This window comes from Allomesorhizobium aridi, from assembly GCF_043769475.1.
GTDB lineage: Bacteria > Pseudomonadota > Alphaproteobacteria > Rhizobiales > Rhizobiaceae > Allomesorhizobium.
The window spans coordinates 5,446,462-5,465,162 of the sequence record NZ_CP171729.1; the positions used below are offsets into that span (position 1 = coordinate 5,446,462).

The following is an 18,701-nucleotide window of genomic DNA, read 5'->3' on the forward strand; positions in this document are numbered from 1 at the left end:
TCAACAATGGCGGGGCATTGAATGACGAGCATTGGGGGAAGCGGATGGCTGGATTTAAATATTTCGACGGCGTCCGCGCGGCGCAGAGTGCCCAGAAACCGGCATCGGAACTGCCGCGTTTCGATCTCGGGCGGCTTCGTACCGATGGGTTTGCGAACCGGATCAAGGACTGGCTTTTAGAGGATCCGCGCTGGGCTCTTTCGCTGCTTCGGCGCTTCTGGCCCATACTCCGTGTCCGCAAATTCATGCTGGTGACGAGGAACGACGACGTCCGGGATATTCTCGAACGCCAGGATGAATTTGAAACGCCGTACGGCCCGGAAATGACCGAGATCGCAGGCGGCTCGAATTTCATTCTCGGCATGCAGGATGGCCCTGATTACCGACGGATGAAGTCGTCGGTGCTGAGCGCGTTTCCGCCGGACGAGGTAGAGGCCGCCGTCAGGCCGATAGCCGCCCGCCATTCGCGCGAAATCATGACCCGTGCCACACCGGGTTTCGACGCTGTCCGCGACCTGCTGAAGATCGTCCCTGTGCATATTTGCCGGGAATATTTCGGCATGTTGATAGACGACGAGAACGAGTTCGCCGACTGGTCGATCGCACTCAGCGCACTGTTCTTCTCCGATCCGGGCGGCAGCGCCGCGACCCGCGAAACCGCGGTCGTGGCCGCCGACCGGATGATCAAGGCCATCGACCGGTCGATCGAAGCGGTCAGGGACGGCAGGACAGGAAGCAAAACGCCTCTGGCCCGGCTGGTCGCAATGCTCGACCGCGGGAAGCTTACTCTCGGAGACATCCACTCCATAATGTTGGGAATGATCGCCGGGTTCGGCCCCACCAACTTGCTTGCCGGCGGCAATTGCCTTGACGTCATTCTCTCGCGCCCCGACGCCCGTGCGGCGGTGGAGCAGGCGCTTGCCGCAGGCGATGACGCGCTGCTCGACAAGGCAATCCTCGAGGCGATGCGTTTCAAGCCGATCTGGGTCGGTCCGTTCCGCTACACTCCTCGGGACACGGTCATTGCCAAGGGGACTCGCCGCGAACGGGTGGTCAAGGCGGGGACGGTGGTGATGCCGGCGACGCTGTCGGCGATGTTCGATCCCGCGGCCGTGCAGCGGCCGAACGACTTCGATGCAACCCGCCCCTATCGGGACTACCTCGTGTTTGGTCACGGCATCCACCTTTGCATCGGTTCGGCAATTGCGAGGATCCAGATCGGCGAGAGCCTGCGCGCTCTGTTCGCGAAGAAGAATGTAAGGCGCGCCAAGGGCAAGGCCGGCAGGCTTACGCGAATTGCCGCCTTTCCGGACAGCCTGAAAATCGATTTCGAACCCTCACCTCTTTGCCGCTCGATCAAGCATTCGATGGTCACCGTCGTCTGCCCGATCAAGCCGACATCGTCGCTCGCCGGCATACGCGAAAAGATTGCGGCCCTCGGCAACCCGGCCGGCCCCAAGATTCGCGCCGCGCTCGACGCAAGCGGCGTTATCCATTTCGCCAGCCTTGCCGTGGCCGCCACAGAGGACAGCCGGGGCAAGCCGGATCGCGACGGCGCGCATCTGGTCCTTGAACTGTCCGGTGACGGCAGCAACGACGAAGTCCTCGACGCCTTTGCCGACCATGCAGGGCCTTTGGTCCGCGACGTTTTCGAACAGGCGTGTGATTTCCCCGGCGGTCAGACGCTGCGGGATTTCATGCACAAACACGCGGTGGAAATATCCCCGTCCTTCGGCAGCAATGCAGGGCTGGTTTTTCCGGCACGCCCGGGCTTTCGGTCCGGCGCATTCGCGCCGAGGCCGAACTCGCGGAAGCGGCGCGCGTCATTGTCGAAAAGCCCCGGGGCCAGGCAGGGGCCGCGGCAGCGCTTGCCGATGTCAGGCAACGCATTGCGAAAAGCCGAGGCTGGGCGTTCGAGCCCGCGGAAAATCCGCTCGAAGGGCCGAAGGGAAACCTCCGGCGGGCGGCAATCACCACCTTGAAGGCGCCGGCAGTGCTCGCCACAGTCCTGGCTATCTTGGCGGCCTGCTGGTGGATAACCTACACTTTCGTCTTCGGCTATACGCCCGGCTTTGTCCGCAATCTGCTGGTGGCCGGCACGTCCCTCATCCTGACGGTCGTCGGCGTCATATCGCTGATCGTGATCTTTATCGGGCTTTGCTTCCTGGCATTGCGCCGGCTCGAGAAGCGCGACCGCCCGAGCGACGACATGATCGACCTTGCTTCGCTGGAGGCCATTCTCGAGCGCGAGGACCGGACTGCCCAGAACCATCTGACGGCGATTTCGGTAATGAAGTTCGGCACCTTGCGCCGGCTTGCCTTGCGCCTGACCTTCTACATGATTTCGATTTCGGCCCAGAAGGTCTTTCGGCCGGGATTTCTTGCCGACATCAACACCATCCATTTCGCGCGCTGGGTGCTTGTACCGGGCACGAACAAGCTGATGTTCTTCAGCAACTACGGCGGCAGCTGGGAGAGCTATCTCGAGGATTTCGTCGCCAAGGCGGCTTCCGGCCTGACCGGCGTGTGGAGCAACACGGAAGGCTATCCGAAAACGCGCTGGCTGTTCCTGGATGGAGCCCGCGACGGCGACCGGTTCAAGCGCTGGGCGCGTCGACAGCAGGTACCGACCTTGTTCTGGTACTCGGCCTATCCCGACCTCAACACCTCGCGGATACGCATCAACTCGAAAATCAGACAGGGCATAGCCCAGGCGACCGACAGCGAAGCGAATGACTGGCTCCGCCTTTTCGGCTCGATGCCGCGGCCCGAGCCGACAAAGGAGAGCGGCAAGATAGTCAGCCTCTTCGCACCTGTTCCGCCGCCGGTGGAAACGCTTGAAAGCGGCGAGATCCAGTCGGTCTTCTTCAGCGCGTTCGGCTCGCTGGAACATGCACGCATGCTGGCTGTCCAGATCCCGGAAGGCCTGCGGCGCGCCAAGCGGAAGGCATGGCTGGAATTCGTTGCCGCCAGGACGAGTTTCGGCGAAGGCGTCCCGGCGCAACGGGCAATGATGGTCGCTTTCGGACCTGAAGGGCTGCGGCGCCTCGGGCTGGAGGGCAACGCCGACCATGATCCGCTGAGCAAATTTCCGCTGGCGTTCCGCCAGGGCATGGGCAGCGCTGCGCGGAGCCGCATTCTCGACGATATCGGCGAAAGCGCGCCGGATAACTGGCACTGGGGTTCGCCGGCCAAACCGGTGGATGCGGTGGTCGTCTGCTATGCGGCAACTCCCGAAGCGCTGGAGGCGGATATCGTTGAACTGACACGACGGGCGAAAACCGCCGGGATGGTGCTTGTGGCGCAGTTGCCTCTGGCGATCCGCCGCAATGGCAAGAAGGCCGTGGAGCAGTTCGGCTTTGTCGACGGTGTGTCGCAACCGATCGTGCGTGGAACGCCTCGCGCCAGCTCCACGGTCGCCGCCCAGCATCTCATCTCGGCCGGGGAATTCCTGTTCGGCTACCGCGACGAGCATGGCTTCTACCCGCCCACGCCCACGGTGCGCCCGTCGCACGACCGGGGCGGCGTCTTGCCGGCGCTGCGCGCGGACAACGTCTCGCCGGAGGATGCAGGGCTGCGTGATTTCGGCAGGAACGGATCGTTTCTCGTCGTGCGGCAATTCGAGCAGCATGTAGACAAGTTCAAGGAATATTGCGTCGCGGCGGCGGAGGAAAAAGACGATCCGGAGATCACGCCGCGCTGGATTGCCGCGAAGATGGTCGGTCGGTGGCAGGACGGCACCTCGCTTGTGCGCAACCCGGATGGGCGCCCGGGGCGGACGCCCGACAACGACTTCACGTTTGGTGCGGAGGATCCCCAAGGATTGCGTTGTCCGCTCGGGGCTCATGTGCGCCGGTCGAACCCGCGCGATTCTCTTGGCGAGGACCATGAAACGCAGATCAGGATCGGCAAACGGCACCGGATACTCCGCATCGGCCGCACCTACGAAAAGGAGAGCGGCGACAAGACGGAAAAAGGCCTGCTCTTCATGTGTCTGAATGCCGACATCGAGCGTCAGTACGAGTTCATGCAGCAGACCTGGGTGTCGTCGGCGTCGTTTCACGGCCTGCTTGCGGAGAAAGATCCGACGATCGGAGCGCAGATCGGCGAGGGCCGGTTCTCCATCCCGCGCTGGGAGGGGGCCGTGGTGCTCAAGGGAATCCCGAGCTTTGTCACGACGCGCGGAGGCGGCTATTTCTTTCTGCCGAGTCGTGCGGCGTTGCGTTACCTTGTCAGTCGGCTGTAATCGCCAGGGTCAAAAGCTCTGATCGCGCGCATGATGTTCTCTGAACCGATTCCTGTTTTCGGGGTCATGCGTTAGTCGTCTTCGAAGTCGGCCACATGATGAAGCGCATTTGGATTGTTGATGTGCAAACCGCCCCGCCTGATGGTGATGATTGATCGGCCGCGCCAATCGTTGAGGGTCTTGTTCACGGATTCGCGCGTCGCCCCGAGAAACTCGGCAAGCTCGGATTGCGATATCGGTATCCAGCCCGACGGATCCGACATCGTGTTGGACAAGAAGATCAGGCGCTTGGCGAGGCGGGCCTCGATACCCAGAAAAGCCTGATCGCCGAGTTCGCCGCTGATCCAGCGCAACCGCGCACACAGGAGCTCGATCATCGCGCGAGCGAGCGGCGGATGCTTTTCTATACGGTCGAACAGTTGCGTCCGGCTCAGCGAGACAAGTTCGCAGTCGCTGAGGCAGATCGCCGTGGCGGTGCGGGGGCCGCCGTCCAACGCCGCGATTTCGCCGATGAGGCTTTGCGCCAGCTCGATATTTGCGACCAGCTTTTGCCCGCCGGGCGAATAGATCGAGATCTCGACCGTGCCGTTGATGACGCCGTAAACGCGATCGGCGACATCTTCCTGGACAAATAGATGCTGGCCCGCGGCATAGCGCTCGGTCTTGCATCCGCTGAACAGGAGTTCGAACAGATTTGGGCCGATCCTCGCCAGCCGCGGCAGCTCACGCAGATTGTCGACTTTCGCCGTCGAGAAGGCCATGAGATTATCGGTCCCCTGCTCTGTACCTTTCTACGGCAAAGAGGGTTCCGATCAAAGGCCGTTGTCTCTTCGAAATGCGTGCCGTTTTTCGAGGCATATGCGAGGAGAGATCAGGCTGGCCATGTCCGGCACAAAAATCCGGTGCCCGGCAGCTTCACCGACATTGGCAAACGGCTAGCGCCGGGCACCGACCGCGTAAGAGTGGGAGGAGATTATCTGCGCGCGGTATCAGGATAATGCCTTACCGCCGCCGAAAAATATGTGACTGGCTTCACAGTGGGCGCGCTGGACGACGTTGAACAAATCAGACGGTCCGGGTGTGAAAACAAAAAAGCAGTGGTGCAAACGAATGCACCGCTGCCGAGTTGCCTATAGCTTCAGATGAAGAAGTCCGCTGCAGTCATTGCCAGCCCGGCCGAGATCGACGCGAACTGCACCGCCGCCCCCGCACCATTCCCGTTCGACGGCAGACTGTGTGTTGCTTCACTAAGCGGCGGTGTGATGCTGTGAGGTGGTTCACATACGGTCGCAGCCGCCCGCGCTAAGCTCCGAGGCCAGTCAGGAAGTGCGCAAACGGCTCGTCGCCGGATCATCACAGTCGCGGCAACGGGCAAGCCGATCCTGATTACTCGTTGCGGGACTGAGCCAATGTCCACCTTCACCCACGCTAGGGAACTGCCCCTCGCCACCGCGCTTCGCACTGGAAGTAACTCGGTCCCCTGGTTGCGGCTCGCTGCGTTTTCCACTCTCTGCTTTGCCGCGTCGGCTGCGGCCATGCCAGCCGGTGCCCACGAGGCACCCACAGGCTGGCGTTATCCCTATTCCTGCTGCTCCGGCTATGATTGCCGCGAAGTTTCATCGAAAGTGATCGGCGAAGGTCCGGAAGGATACGTGATCAAGGGGACGGGAGAGGTCGTTTCCTACTCCGACGCCCGGCTGAAAAATTCGCCGGACGGCGAATATCACTGGTGCTCCGTTGCGGGCGCCGACGACACCAGGACGATCTGCCTGTTCGTTCCGCCGCATTCTTTCTGATGCGGACCGGCGCAATTCGTGTCAAGTTCTGCGGTGGGCTCAGGAGGCAGCGATGAAATTTCCTCTCCCCTTCGTGCCGACCACCTCCTACAAGGGCGGCAACGGGTTCGGCGGTTCGCGCGAAAAAGGTACGCAAGGGGCTGAAGCATGCGGCAAACGACCTGGCCGCCGCTGCCGGCACGCCGGTTCTGGCCATGGATGCCGGCGTGGTGATACGCGGCCCGTATCCCTTCTTCCGCGGAACGTCGGCTATCGAGATCCAGCATCCGCAATTCATCGGGCGTTACTGCGAGATAGCTCCGGTGGCGGAGGTGAAGGTCGGGCACTGCGTAGCAGAGGGCCAGGTCATCGCCTATGTTGGCAATCAGCCGGGAGACGACATGCTGCATCTCGAATTCTTCACTGGCAAACTGAATGGCGGCCTGAGCTACAGCCCCGGCACGCATCCTCCCTACGACCGTCGTGACGATGTCTTCAACGGCGTCGAATATCTGGACAAGACCGTTCAGACCGTCAGCCACTGGCCGGGAGACCACAAATACCGGTACTTCACCGACAGCGAAGGCCGGAAATTCGTCGAGCGGATGGACCTCCGCGATATTTGAACGCGACGATTGCCTCGGTCGAGGCTGGTTCCATGCGCACGTGAAATTGCGCGCCGGGCGTTTTCAAGCAGGCGACGATCGGGTACGGGCGGTTAACATTGTCGCCCGCAGCCTGTATTGATGCAGTGCTTTCCGTTCGCCTAACCCGGCCCGCGGCCATTCGAGGAACGTTTGCATGAAACTCAGCATCTTCGGGACAGGCTATGTGGGCCTGGTTACGGGAGCCTGCTTTGCCGATGTCGGCCATGAAGTTCTGTGTCTGGATGTGGACGCCGAGCGGATCGCGACGCTGAAGGAAGGCACGGTGCCGTTCTTCGAGCCCGGCCTCCGGGAGATGGTGGTCCGCAATGCGAACGCGGGGCGATTGAAGTTCTCGACCGACGCGCCGGCGGGCGTACGCTTCGCTGACCTGATATTCATCGCCGTCGGCACACCGCCGCAACAGAACGGCTCGGCCGACCTCAGCCATGTTCTTGCGGTGGCCGAAACCATCGGCGAGCACATCGACCGCTACAAGATCGTGGTCGGTAAATCGACCGTGCCGGTCGGCACCGCCGACCGGGTCGAGACCGCGATCGCCGAAGCGATGAGACGGCGTGGCGCCAGCTACGAGTTCGATGTCTGCTCCAATCCCGAATTTCTCAAGGAAGGCAGCGCCATCGAGGATTTCACCAAGCCCGCCCGCATCATCATCGGCACGGAGAAGGAAGCCGTCCGCAGGAAACTGCAGGATTGCTACGCCCCATACAACCGCAACCACGATAAGCTGATCAGCATGGATGTCCGCTCCGCGGAACTGACCAAGTATGCCGCCAACGCCATGCTGGCGACCAAGATCAGCTTTATGAACGAAATGGCCAATATCGCCGAACGCGTCGGCGCCGATATCGAGGAGGTGCGCCAGGGCATAGGTTCCGACCCGCGCATCGGCTATCAGTTCATCTATCCCGGATGCGGCTATGGCGGTTCGTGCTTCCCCAAGGATGTCCGGGCCCTAGCCCATACCGCCGAGGCGTCGGGCTTCAAGGCCGAGCTTCTGGAAGCGGTGGAGCGCGTCAACAATGCGCAGAAGGGTGTGCTTTTCCGGAAATTGTCGCAGGCATTCGATGGCGACCTGCGCGGCCGCACCGTCGCGCTTTGGGGATTGGCCTTCAAGCCGAACACCGACGACATGCGCGACGCGCCGAGCCGGACGCTGATGGAAGCGCTATGGGAGGCCGGCGCCAGCGTGCGCGCCTTCGACCCCGAAGCGATGAAGGAGGCGCGGCGGCACTATGGCGACCGCCCCGACCTGTCCTTGGCCTCGGGCCATTTGGAGGCTGCTGCCGGCGCCGATGCGCTGGTGATCTGCACCGAATGGAAGCAGTTCCGCGTCGCCGACTTCGCCTGGCTGAAGGCCAATCTCGCCACGCCGGTCATCGTAGACGGGCGCAACCTCTACGAACCGGACGCTGTACGCCGCCACGGCCTCCTCTACTACGCGATCGGCCGCGGCGATTCGGTGCGCGTCGACGGCATGGCGGCCGAGCCGGCGCCAAGCCGGCAAGTTGCGTAGCGCGCCTACCGGTAAGGATCCGCCGCGTCGCGAAGGCCGTCGCCGAGGAAGTTGAAGGCGAGGATGACCAGGATCACCGGGATCATCGGGTAGAGCAGCCACGGATAGAAGGCGATCACGCTGACGCTGCGCGCTTCGGTCAGAAGAATGCCCCAGCTGGTGATGGGCGGCCTCAAACCCAGGCCGAGGAAGCTTAGCGCTGTCTCGCCGAGGATCATGCCCGGTATGGAAATAGTTGCCGTCGCGATCAGATGCGACATGAAGCCCGGAATGAGGTGCCGTCCGATGATCCGGCTGCTTTTCGCGCCCATCAATTGCGCCGCCAGCACGTAATCCTCCTCGCGCAGCGAAAGCAGTTTCGAGCGTACCGCCCGCGCGAGGCCGGTCCAGTCGAACAGGCCGAGTATGATGGTGATGCCGAAATAGATCAGGATCGGGCTCCAGGTCACCGGCATGATCGCCGCCAGCGCCATCCATAGCGGGATGCTCGGGATGGATTGCAGCACCTCGATGATGCGCTGCACGATCAGGTCGAGGACGCCGCCATGATAGCCGGCGAGCCCGCCGATCACGATGCCCAGAACGAAACTGAAGGTGATGCCGATAAGCCCGATCGTCAGCGAGATGCGGGCGCCGTAGATGATGCGCGACAGCACGTCTCGCCCGAGCCTGTCGGTGCCGAGCAGGAACATCTCGCCGTCCTTTGCCGGGCAAACGAGATGGAGGTCGCCCTCGAACAGACCCCAGAATTTATAGCCGTCGCCGCGGCAGAAGAAGCGCAGCGGCTGAACATTGGTGCGGTCATCAGTATATTCCCGCTTCAGCGTCTCCATGTTGAGGTTCATCTGCCGTCCGTAGACGAACGGTCCGACGAACTGCCCTTCATGGAACAGGTGCACCGGCTGCGGCGGCGAATGGATGAAGTCGACGTTGCGGGTATGCAGATTGTAAGGCGCCAGGAATTCGCAGATGAGGATCATGAAGTAGAGCGCGGCGAGGAAAATCCCGGAAACCAGCGCCAACCGGTGCCGCCTGAACTTCCACCACATCAGCCGCAATTGCGACGCCTGGTAGACGCGTAGCTGCTCCTCCGTCATCACCTCGACGGAATAGGGATCGAACGGCGCGGTCGAAACGTAGTGCTCCAGCGGAGCGCCGGGCGGGGAAGCGGTGCGTTCATTTGGTGCTGCCGCCCTGTAGTCTTATGCGTGGATCGAGAAGCGCCAGCGCCAGGTCCGAGATCAGCACGCCGACAACGGTGAGAAACGCCAGGAACATCAAGAACGATCCGGCGAGGTACATATCCTGGCTTTGCAACGCCTTGATCAGCATTGGTCCGGTCGTCTCGAGCGAAAGCACGATCGCCGTGATCTCGGCGCCCGAGATGATGGCCGGCAGGATCGACCCGATGTCGGACATGAAGAAGTTCAGCGCCATGCGCATCGGGTATTTGACCAGCGTCTTGAAGGGATGAAGGCCTTTGGCGCGCGCTGTCATCACATATTGCTTCTGAAGTTCATCGAGCAGGTTGGCGCGCAGCCGGCGTATCATTCCGGCGGTGCCGGCGGTGCCGATGATGATCACCGGGATCCAGATGTGTTCCAGGATGGATTTGGCTTTTGCCCAGCTCATCGGCTCGCCGAGGAACTGCTGGTCCATCAGATGCCCGATAGAGGTGCCGAACCAGATATTGGCGAAATACATGAGGATCAGCGCCAGCATGAAATTGGGGATGGCGATGCCGATCAGGCCGAGGAAGGTCAGGCCGTAATCGCCCCAGCTATACTGATGGGTCGCCGAATACATGCCGATCGGGAAGGCGATCACCCAGGTGAAGATGATCGTGACGAACGACACCAGCACGGTGAGCCACAGCCGGTCGCCGACCACTTCGCCGACCGGAAGCTGATATTCGAACGAATAGCCGAAATCGCCCTGCAGCATGCCCGCGACCCAGTGGAAGTAGCGCAGCATCGGCGGCTTGTCGAAGCCGTATTCCACGCGGAGCGCCTCGATCTGCTCCTCGTTCACGCCTTCGCCCATGGCCCTGAGCTCGGCGATGTAGCTTTCGAAATAGTCGCCCGGCGGCAGCTCGATGATCACGAAGATCAGCGCCGAGATGAGCAACAGGGTCGGTATCATTACGGCGAAACGCCAGGCGATGTATCGCAGCACGTTCAGGTTTCCTCGGCCAGCCAGAACGTATCGGGCATGTAGACCCCGAAATAGGCGGTTGGATCGAAGCCGTAGAGCCCCTGCTCGGGAAGGTTTCGCATGCGGGTCGAGGCAAGCACCGGCTGCTGCGTGCCGTTCACGATGCCGATCGAGAACACTTGCTGGGTGTAGAGCGACAGCATCTTGTGCCAGATGGCGGCCCGTTCCGGCATGGTCGCCGTATGGCGCCATTCCTTCAGCAGCCGCAGCAGTTCCGCGGCTTCGGGCAGGTCCGGCGCCGCGCCTTGTTCGCCGTTCGAGACATAGTGCATGCCCCATACCGGCCATTGCAGCTGTTCGTCGCCTGTCGGCGCCAGTTGCCCGGGGTTCATGTTGGCGGTCGGCACGCCATTGTCTATGCCCGACCAGATCGACATCATGATCTGGCCGGCCAGCGCTCGGCTTCGGAACACGTCACGCTGCGAGGTGCGTATGAACAGGGAGATACCGACGTTGCGCCAATGGTCCGTCACCAGTTCCAGCACGTCGGTTTCGAGTGTGCTTTCGCCGGCGGTTTCGATGACCAGCTGTGCCCGGCGCCCGTCCGGCAGCACGCGGATGCCGTCGTCGTCGAGGGTCTGAAGCCCGGCCTGGTCGAGCAGCGCGTTAGCCTGGTCGGGATCGTGCGCGATCCAGGCTTCGGCATATTCCGGGCGGAAGAGCGGGCTGTCGGGCAGCACCGTATCGGCGCTCGGCGTCGCCAGCCCGTAAAACACCGCCATGTTGATCTCGCGCCGGTCGATCGCCAGCGACAGCGCGCGCCGTACTCTTACGTCGCGCAGCAACGGCCGCCAGACGGCGTCGCCCGAGTTCAGGTTGGGCAGGAGCGCCAGGCGCGAACCCAGCGTCTTTTTCCAGAGGCTGACCTTCACCGGATAGCGCTTCTCCGCGTCCTTCAGGAAAGTATAGTCGGTGAAATCGATGTTTATAGCCTGCAGGTCGCTCTCGCCCGAGCCGGTCTTGGCGGGGATGATGGACGACGAGCTGACGTTCATCACGAAGCGGTCGATATAGGGAAGTTGCAGTCCGTTTTCGTCGACGCGGTGGAAAAACGGGTTTCGTTCGAAAACGAACTGCTCGGCGGGCGGCTTCGTGGTGTTGCGCCAGGGATCGAGCGTCGGCAGTTCAGGATTTTCCGGGCGGTATTGCCTGGCCATGCGGATGTGCAGCGTGGTCCACTTCTTGGCCTTGTTCTCCTTCATCAGCTCCTTGAGCCGCGCCTCGTCCTGGTATTTCTTGTGGAACTGCTTGAGATAGGCCGCCGGCACCACGATGCTCAGCGCTTGCGTTGCGGCGAGTTGTGGCAAAAAGTCCGGATTGGGCGCGTGCCAGCTATAGCGGATCGTCAGCGGGTCGATGATTTCGAAGGTCGGACCCTTGCCGTCCACCAGCAACTCAGCGGAAGGCCCGTCCGGCGAAAGATCCTCGTCGTTGATGACGTCTTCCCAGCAGTAGCGGAAATCCTCCGGCGTCAGCGGGCTGCCGTCCGACCATTTGTGGCCCTCGCGCAGCCGGAAGGTGAATACCCGGTCCTCCTCGCTCTCGAAGCTTTCAAGGATGTCGGGCTGCAGGTTGAGCGCTTCGTCGTAGCCGACCAGCCGGGCATAGCCGTAGATCGTCATCAGCCGGATGTCTTTCTGGCCTCCGATGAGAGTCCGCACTGTCCCCCCATGCCGGCCGGGCTGGCGCCCCATCGACGCTACCTTGACGATGCGCGGCGTGCGCGGCAGGCGCTGCGCGACCGGCGGCAGCTTGCCTTCGTCCAGCCGGGCCCTCAGGAATTCGGGCTCCCGGTCGGCGGCGCGAAGAACCCCGGGCAGTGTCACCGAAGCAATGACGCCAAGGGCTGTTCGCCGCGTGATCATGGCCGTAGCTCCCGAATGTCGACGCTTTGCCGCGCCAGAACCAGGTGGCCATCGCCGAGGTCGGCGGGCTGCAGCGCATCCTCGTCGCCATCATCCCGAAACTGCGGCGCCCAGGCGCTGGTGTCGGATGCCCCGCTGGCATGGAGTGTCTTGAAGTCGAGCGGCCGGTCCAGGTCGGGGAACGGGACAGCCGCGAGAAGCGAGCGGGTATAGGGGTGAACCGGTCGTTTCATCAGCGTCTCGCGGGGAGCGAGTTCGACGATCCGCCCGCCGCACATCACCGCGATGCGGTCGGCCATGTAGTCCACCACGGCAAGATTATGCGAGATGAACAGGTAGGTCAGGCCAAGTTCCTTCTGCAGATCCTTCAACAGATTTAATATCTGCGCCTGCACCGAAACGTCCAGTGCCGAGACAGGTTCGTCGCAGATGAGCAGGTCGGGTCCGAGCGCCAGGGCGCGCGCGATGCCGATGCGCTGGCGCTGGCCGCCCGAAAAGCTGTGCGGATAGCGGTTGATCGAGGTCTGGTCGAGGCCGATAGCCTGCAGAAGCGAACGCACCGTATCCAGGCGCGTGTGGGCGTCGCCGCGGTCGTGAATTTCCAGCGGCTCGCTCAATATGTTCTGGACGGTCATGCGCGGCGACAGCGACGACACCGGATCCTGGAAGACCATCTGGATCTTCGTGCGCAGGACCCGCAGCGCCTTGCCCTCGGCCGCAAGAACATCGATCGGCCCGTGGTCGCTGTTGAAGACGACGGAACCTGCTTCGGGGGTCACGGCCCGCATCAGGATCTTGCTGACGGTGGTCTTGCCGCAGCCGCTCTCGCCGACCAGACCGAGGCACTCGCCCCTCTTGATGTCGAAGCTTACATTGTCGACCGCGCGCACAGCGACTTCGGCACTCTTGCCGAACCAGCGGGATTTTCGCGTGGTGTACGATTTGGTCACGCCGGAGACCGACAGCAGGATCTCCGAACCGCCTTGCGCCGTCTTTTGCTTTCCGAGCAGGTTCTCGACGTTTACCGGCACCTCGCGCAGCGCCTTGAGCCGCTCGCCAGGTTTCATGTCGAAATGTGGGACGGCCGCCATCAGCCCCTTCAGGTAGGGATGTCCCGGCCTGCGGAAGATCGCCTCGACCGGCCCGGCTTCCATGATCTCGCCATGGTAGATGACGACGACTTCGTCGGCGACATTGGCCACCACGCCCAGATCGTGGGTGATGAGCAGCATGGCCATGTTGAGCTTGCTCTGTAGGTCGCGCAGCAATTGAAGGATCTGGGCCTGGATGGTCACGTCCAGTGCGGTCGTCGGCTCGTCGGCGATCAGCAGCGCCGGCCGGCAGATCAACGCCATCGCGATCATCGCGCGCTGCCTCAGGCCGCCGGAAAGCTCGAACGGGTACATGTCGTAGGCGCGGCGGGGATTGGGAAAGCCGACCAGGCCGAGCATCTCCACTGTGCGGTCCTTGATCTCCGCGCTCGACATATCGGCATGGATTTTCAGCACCTCGCCGACCTGATCGCCGATTGTGTGCAGTGGCGAAAGCGAGGTCATCGGTTCCTGGAAGATCTTGCCGATGCGGCTTCCGCGCACCGCCCTGATTTCAGGTCCGTCGCGCGGCATCTTCAGGATATCTACCGGCCCTGACTGGCTTTCGGGATCGTCGAACAGGATGCGTCCGCGCACGCGCGCCGACTGCGGCAAAATCCCCATCACGGCTTGGCTGATGACCGACTTTCCGGAACCGGATTCGCCGACCAGCGCCGTCACCTTTCCGGGAAGGATACGCAGATTGGCCCTTTTCACGGCATGGACCGGGCCGCCGACAATGGCAAACGATATGCCGAGGTCTTCGATCCTTAAAAGATCAGCAACAGAATTCATCGCCCGCACAGTTCCCCTGTCAGAGCGCTGAACTTCCCCGTGTCTGCTGCTCGACGAGCCGGAGATTATCGTACGGTTCTAGGGCTGCCTAGTGTTAGGGATCGATAAAATAAACACATTGGACGGCATGCTGTACGCTGTGGGATCACTGCATCGGGCACGGTGCGTCGGCAAGCACGTCGACGCAGCGCGGCGAGCGGCGGAAGTCGTCGTAATACACCGTCCACTCCGTCGTGTGCGCGGCGCGATAAGGACCGAACTTGAAATACTGGTTCTTGCCCAGACCCTGGTCGGCGTGGCCGATATGTCCCTTGATGGTCACGACGGGCTTGCCGTTGGCGTAAAGCTCGATGTGGCCCGAGCCGTCAGGCCCGGGTTTGGTGAAGATGGCAAAGTCGATCCAGCCCGAATCGGGGGCCGGCAGCTTGTTGCCGTGGTCGATGATCTTTATGGCGTCGGTGCAGGCGTGAAACAGCAGGCCGTCTTCCGGCCCCCAGGAGGCGTCCGTCGCCACAAGCGCGCGCATCTGGTTGGTTTCGGGACGCAGCCAGACCGGCGTTCCGCCGGTCGAGCAGTTTGCCGCGACGTCTTCCACGCCCTTGTCGGCTGGTGCGATATAGTTGGTTTCGACCGTGGCGAACAGTTTCCCCTGTCTCAGTCGCAGGGCGAGGAACGGGCTGAAATCGCCCTCAGCGCCCGGATCGATCTCCCGTTTCCACTGCGCGATCAGATAACGATGGTCATCATTCGGCACTGGATCGGCAAGCTTGACCGCAAAGCCATACCAGACACCCTGGTTGTAGGGCACGCGCAACTTGGGCTTTTCCCAGATTTCGGCGCGCTCGCTGCAGCCATCCGCGTCCGCCCCGCAGAGCGGCTTGATGCTCAGCTTCAGCGCGCCGCCGCCATTGCGCGTCACCGCGCTCTGGAACTCGACGCGACCCGCGCTCTGCTCGAAATTTTCCTTGTAGTACAGCCCGCCGTCCTCGGAAAAATCCGGTCCGTCGAAGCCATCGATTAGAACATCCGAATTAGCCGACGCGCCCGACTGGCAGCACATGCAAATGGCGGCCGCCAGGCCGACGGAGCGGATTGTTCGATTATTCATTGCAACTTTTTGCCCCCGTTCACTTCGATCATGGATTGGCCACCTCCGCGAATCAAGAGCATCAGTTGCTCGGCGTCCGACATGCTGTCGTAGGTGACCTCGAAGCCGTCCTCGTCCGCGAGATCGACGTCGGAAACATCGGGGTGGAGCACCGTCAGTTTCTGCTTGACGCCCGCCAGCTTCTCCTTGCCGAGCGTCACCCATCCTCCACCGGTGTAGGTTGCAAAATCCTTGCTGGCGATGAGGCGTTGAGGATATTTCTTCGTCAGCATCTGCAGCCGCTGCACCTCGTTGACGGCCGAGCCGAATGCCGAGAACGTGAGCCGGTCGGTCAGGCCGACATTGCCGAACATTACGTTGCCCACATGCAACCCAATGCCGTAGCCGATTTCCGCGAGACCCTTCTGTTTCCGTTCCTCGTTGAGATCCGCCATTCGCGCGCTGGCCTTGAAAGCCGCGGCCAGCGCCGCCCGGCAGGCCATTTCAGAAGGTTCCCGGTGCCTGTCGCAGGGATAGACGGCCAGGAAGCCGTCGCCGAGAAAGCTCATGATCTGGCCGCCCCGGCGGTTGAAGGGCGCCGCGATGGCGTCGAAGAAGCGGTTTAGCGTCTCGATATAGACCTCGCGCCCCTCCCTCTCGGCCAGTATGGTCGAGCCGCGCATGTCGGCCATCACCAGCGCCGCGCAGATCGTGTCTCCCTCGCCGCGCTTGATCTGGCCGTTCAACACACGCTTGCCGGCGTCGCCCCCGAGATAGGTGGTGAGCATGTTGTCGGCGAGCTTGTTGAGCACCGCCATCTTGGCTGCCACCGCCAGATGGTTCTGGATGCGCAGCAGCGCCGCGATCGCGCTTTCGCTGAATCCGCCGGGACTGTCGGTGGACCACGATCCGAGCATGCCTTGGTTGGAATTTGCGCTGAACGAATGCCTGAAGGCCAGATAATCGGTGACGCCCATTTGCTTGAGGTCGTCGAAAATGGGGAATTCGGAAGGCGCCTCGGGATCGATGCGGCGCCGCAGGTGATCCAGATTGTTGTTCAGGAGATGGTAGTAGGGGCTGCGCAGGAACCGCTCGGGCGTTTCGCCCGGCTTCTTGCGAAAGCCCTCGACATGCATGCCGCTGGCGCGCTCCCAGGTGAAGCCGAGGGCATCGTAGAGCGGGTGCAGCATGGAAAACGACATATGGACACGCACCAGCGGAAGACCCGCTCCAGCCAGCCTCTCGCAAAAGCCCCGCACCATGGTCTCGAGGTCGTCGCCTGCGAGCGACGAATGCGTCAGCCAGTCGGCGACCTTGTCCAGAAGGATGGTGGAAACGTCCGCATGTGTGGTGCTCATGGTTTGTCCTCGGAGGTTGGAGCGGAATTGCGCTCGAATACGAAATCCGCTCCCTTTGGTTTGCCGCGAAACAATATTCCCCCCAGAATGTAGGACCCGAGGCCCTCGAACTTGTGGAGCGTGGGCCCTGGAATGAAACGGCCCAGAAGCCGCCCGAGCCGCCACGTCGCCCATGCCGTCCGCAGCCTCCGCCAAAGCCGGTTGCCCTTGAGACTTTTCTCGTAAAGCTGAGGGTGGACCGCGATCTGCAACCCGCGCAGCGGGTAATTTCGAAGCTTCGAGAGCTCCGGCGCGATCTCGTACTCATAGCCTTCGATGTCGATCTTCACGAAGACCGGCGCGCCCTCGGCATGGCGCATGATTTCGTCGATGCCGAAACCGCGGACGGATGCCTGCGCGCCGTCACCTATGTCGAGAACGCTGGTTTCCGAGCTGCCGAAGCCGTCGACCGCATGGATGGCGACCTCGTTGCGGTCGGTGAGCGCACCTTCGATGACCGTAACGTTGCCGGCCGCCGGTGTAAGGCAATTGAGAATTGCGACGCACTTCGGATCGGGTTCGACCGCGATCACCTTCCTGGCGATCTGGGCCGACCACATCGGCGTCACGCCGATCCATGCGCCGATATCGACCAGCACCGTATCGCGGTCGAGATTGCGCGCAAGCGTGGCGAAGGTGTTGGCCTCCCAGCACCCGCCGGCAAGCTTGCCGTAGAACTTCGAATATTCGCACATGTCCGGAAGCGACACGGTACGTCCGGCATAGCGGACGTCGACAGTTGCGATCGGCTCCGCGGGTTCGAGTGTCCGGCTCATGAAATTCGGCTCGGGATTGCAATCTGGAGTTTTCATATAGGTGGCGCCGGCGGCCCGTAACAGGGTCGCCGTCGCCAGATCAAGCTGCCATTTTCGCTTTCAGACTTGTGGCGGCCATTGCATATCCGCCCGAAGCGCCATCGATGAAGTGGATGTGGTCGCGCTGCAGCGGCGTGGCGACGATGCAGGTCATCAGCGCCGAATCCTGCCGGTGCAAGCCATAACTGCAGACCCCTTCCCGTTCGGCCCGCTCCAGCCGCTCCTCGATCCGCCGCAGCCGCTCAGGGTCGAGGTCGACCGTCATCTTCAGGCCGTCGTCGAATTTCCGGAAATCGGAATTCCGGACGACATCGCTCCGATACTGAAGCGGATCGAACCGCCCAAGCGACATGCGGAACTTCGAAAGCACGCCGATGAGCGCGGTTTGGCCCAGGATCATCAGTTTCGGCCAGAACCGTTTTCCTTTGGGCGCCAGCGCGCGCGCCTCGGCCTCGAGCCCCTCGGGCGGAAAGCTGAAACCTGGTCCCTCCGGCGGCACCGGATGGCCGCCGCGGTCCTGCTCTGCGGCCAGCGTCACGATGTCGGCCACCAATTGCTGGAACGCCTTGCCGCTGCCTGCCGCGCCCGGAACCGCTATGATCGAGACAATCTCGCCATGCCGCGCCTCGATCGGGTTCCAGCGGCACGACAATCCGGCCAGATCCGGCCGTGTGCCCGACGGGGCAACCTCGATCCTGAAACGGCCGGCCTTCATCTCGGCTTCCGCCCAGCTGGCGCCGCCTCCTGTGAACATGGCGTAGGAAACCTCGCCGCTGGCCTGGAACCGCGCCACACGAACGTCCAGTCCCCGGGCGCGGATGTCGGCTATCGGCACGATTGCTGCGCGCATCGTCAGGTCCAGTTCGTCCGCCACCCAGGCCTGGACAGCCGACAGCGTCTCGCGGACCGTCGCGGTGGCCGTGGCAGGGAAGGCGACCAGCGCCCCGTCGCCGCCGAACACGAAGGGCAGATCGCGGCGGCCGAGCGCATTGAGCAGCGCCGAAATCACGCTCGCACCGGCCATGTTGACCGACTTGTAGCCTCCGGCTGCGATCGCCTTGGTCGAGTCGACGATATCGGCTGTGGCCAGCGACCAGTCGTCGGGCAGCGCGCGGTAATTGTCGGCGTCTGCCACGCCCTCGAACTGCGCAAACACCGGCAGCGTGTCTAGAAACGGTCGATCGAGGAGCTTGTTTTCCATGGTCTGTGAAATAGCACACCTCCCCGCTGGCTGG

At 62.4% G+C, this 18,701-nt stretch carries 14 protein-coding genes; 5 read left to right on the top strand and 9 right to left on the bottom strand.

The window, feature by feature from the left end; all coding sequences use genetic code 11:
• The first annotated feature begins 44 nt into the window (after window positions 1-44).
• Together ACG873_RS29015 and ACG873_RS29020 are read left to right on the top strand one after the other, a co-directional pair.
• The gene (locus ACG873_RS29015; RefSeq protein ID WP_394889281.1) at window positions 45-1,982 is read left to right on the top strand and encodes a cytochrome P450; all 1,938 of its coding nucleotides are present in this window, start codon (window positions 45-47) and stop codon (window positions 1,980-1,982) included.
• Window positions 1,983-1,993: 11 nt separating this feature from the next.
• Entirely contained in the window at window positions 1,994-4,246 is a 2,253-nt protein-coding gene (locus tag ACG873_RS29020) for a Dyp-type peroxidase (protein ID WP_394889283.1), read from the top strand.
• A 71-nt stretch (window positions 4,247-4,317) separates the two neighbouring features.
• Here ACG873_RS29020 and ACG873_RS29025 read toward each other — a convergent pair whose 3' ends face one another.
• A complete protein-coding gene (locus ACG873_RS29025) occupies window positions 4,318-5,007 on the bottom strand; it encodes a Crp/Fnr family transcriptional regulator (RefSeq protein WP_394889285.1) in 690 nt (229 codons plus the stop codon).
• A 774-nt stretch (window positions 5,008-5,781) separates the two neighbouring features.
• Here ACG873_RS29025 and ACG873_RS29030 point away from each other — a divergent pair.
• From ACG873_RS29030 to ACG873_RS29040, 3 genes are all read left to right on the top strand, one after another.
• Window positions 5,782-6,042 (top strand): hypothetical protein, encoded by a 261-nt coding sequence (locus ACG873_RS29030; RefSeq protein ID WP_394889286.1) that lies wholly within the window; start codon window positions 5,782-5,784, stop codon window positions 6,040-6,042.
• Between the two features lie 194 nt (window positions 6,043-6,236).
• Window positions 6,237-6,647, top strand: a complete 411-nt coding sequence (locus ACG873_RS29035; RefSeq protein ID WP_394889287.1) for a hypothetical protein — start codon at window positions 6,237-6,239, stop codon at window positions 6,645-6,647.
• Window positions 6,648-6,822: 175 nt separating this feature from the next.
• On the top strand, window positions 6,823-8,202 hold the full coding sequence (locus tag ACG873_RS29040) for a UDP-glucose dehydrogenase family protein (RefSeq protein ID WP_394889288.1): 1,380 nt from the start codon (window positions 6,823-6,825) through the stop codon (window positions 8,200-8,202).
• Between the two features lie 5 nt (window positions 8,203-8,207).
• On the opposite strand, the gene ACG873_RS29045 is transcribed toward ACG873_RS29040, so the two are convergent.
• From ACG873_RS29045 to ACG873_RS29080, 8 genes are all read right to left on the bottom strand, one after another.
• Entirely contained in the window at window positions 8,208-9,299 is a 1,092-nt protein-coding gene (locus ACG873_RS29045; protein WP_394889290.1) for an ABC transporter permease, read from the bottom strand.
• Between the two features lie 79 nt (window positions 9,300-9,378).
• Window positions 9,379-10,377 carry an ABC transporter permease gene (locus ACG873_RS29050; protein ID WP_394889291.1) on the bottom strand — a complete coding sequence of 333 codons (999 nt, stop codon included), beginning with the start codon at window positions 10,375-10,377 and terminating at the stop codon, window positions 9,379-9,381.
• Between the two features lie 2 nt (window positions 10,378-10,379).
• Window positions 10,380-12,281, bottom strand: a complete 1,902-nt coding sequence (locus ACG873_RS29055) for an ABC transporter substrate-binding protein (RefSeq protein WP_394889292.1) — start codon at window positions 12,279-12,281, stop codon at window positions 10,380-10,382.
• Window positions 12,278-14,167 (bottom strand): ABC transporter ATP-binding protein, encoded by a 1,890-nt coding sequence (locus tag ACG873_RS29060; RefSeq protein ID WP_394889293.1) that lies wholly within the window; start codon window positions 14,165-14,167, stop codon window positions 12,278-12,280. The genes ACG873_RS29055 and ACG873_RS29060 overlap by 4 nt, the downstream gene beginning before the upstream one ends.
• A gap of 145 nt (window positions 14,168-14,312) precedes the next feature.
• Window positions 14,313-15,227: a polysaccharide lyase gene (locus ACG873_RS29065; protein ID WP_394893758.1), complete on the bottom strand. Its 915-nt coding sequence runs from the start codon at window positions 15,225-15,227 to the stop codon at window positions 14,313-14,315.
• A gap of 44 nt (window positions 15,228-15,271) precedes the next feature.
• Window positions 15,272-16,612 carry an adenylate/guanylate cyclase domain-containing protein gene (locus ACG873_RS29070; protein ID WP_394889294.1) on the bottom strand — a complete coding sequence of 447 codons (1,341 nt, stop codon included), beginning with the start codon at window positions 16,610-16,612 and terminating at the stop codon, window positions 15,272-15,274.
• On the bottom strand, window positions 16,609-17,427 hold the full coding sequence (locus ACG873_RS29075; RefSeq protein ID WP_394889295.1) for an FkbM family methyltransferase: 819 nt from the start codon (window positions 17,425-17,427) through the stop codon (window positions 16,609-16,611). The genes ACG873_RS29070 and ACG873_RS29075 overlap by 4 nt, the downstream gene beginning before the upstream one ends.
• 79 nt (window positions 17,428-17,506) lie before the next feature.
• Entirely contained in the window at window positions 17,507-18,667 is a 1,161-nt protein-coding gene (locus ACG873_RS29080; RefSeq protein ID WP_394889296.1) for a DUF3095 domain-containing protein, read from the bottom strand.
• Window positions 18,668-18,701 lie beyond the last annotated feature (34 nt).

What these genes read in the sequence shown, in the direction of transcription:
- ACG873_RS29015 (WP_394889281.1), top strand. Translation starts at nt 45, where the DNA reads ATGGCTGGATTTAAATATTTCGACGGCGTCCGCGCGGCGCAGAGTGCC.
- ACG873_RS29025 (WP_394889285.1), bottom strand. Translation starts at nt 5,007, where the DNA reads ATGGCCTTCTCGACGGCGAAAGTCGACAATCTGCGTGAGCTGCCGCGG.
- ACG873_RS29030 (WP_394889286.1), top strand. Translation starts at nt 5,782, where the DNA reads ATGCCAGCCGGTGCCCACGAGGCACCCACAGGCTGGCGTTATCCCTAT.
- ACG873_RS29035 (WP_394889287.1), top strand. Translation starts at nt 6,237, where the DNA reads ATGGATGCCGGCGTGGTGATACGCGGCCCGTATCCCTTCTTCCGCGGA.
- ACG873_RS29040 (WP_394889288.1), top strand. Translation starts at nt 6,823, where the DNA reads ATGAAACTCAGCATCTTCGGGACAGGCTATGTGGGCCTGGTTACGGGA.
- ACG873_RS29045 (WP_394889290.1), bottom strand. Translation starts at nt 9,299, where the DNA reads ATGACGGAGGAGCAGCTACGCGTCTACCAGGCGTCGCAATTGCGGCTG.
- ACG873_RS29055 (WP_394889292.1), bottom strand. Translation starts at nt 12,281, where the DNA reads ATGATCACGCGGCGAACAGCCCTTGGCGTCATTGCTTCGGTGACACTG.
- ACG873_RS29060 (WP_394889293.1), bottom strand. Translation starts at nt 14,167, where the DNA reads ATGAATTCTGTTGCTGATCTTTTAAGGATCGAAGACCTCGGCATATCG.
- ACG873_RS29065 (WP_394893758.1), bottom strand. Translation starts at nt 15,227, where the DNA reads ATGTGCTGCCAGTCGGGCGCGTCGGCTAATTCGGATGTTCTAATCGAT.
- ACG873_RS29070 (WP_394889294.1), bottom strand. Translation starts at nt 16,612, where the DNA reads ATGAGCACCACACATGCGGACGTTTCCACCATCCTTCTGGACAAGGTC.
- ACG873_RS29075 (WP_394889295.1), bottom strand. Translation starts at nt 17,427, where the DNA reads ATGAGCCGGACACTCGAACCCGCGGAGCCGATCGCAACTGTCGACGTC.
- ACG873_RS29080 (WP_394889296.1), bottom strand. Translation starts at nt 18,667, where the DNA reads ATGGAAAACAAGCTCCTCGATCGACCGTTTCTAGACACGCTGCCGGTG.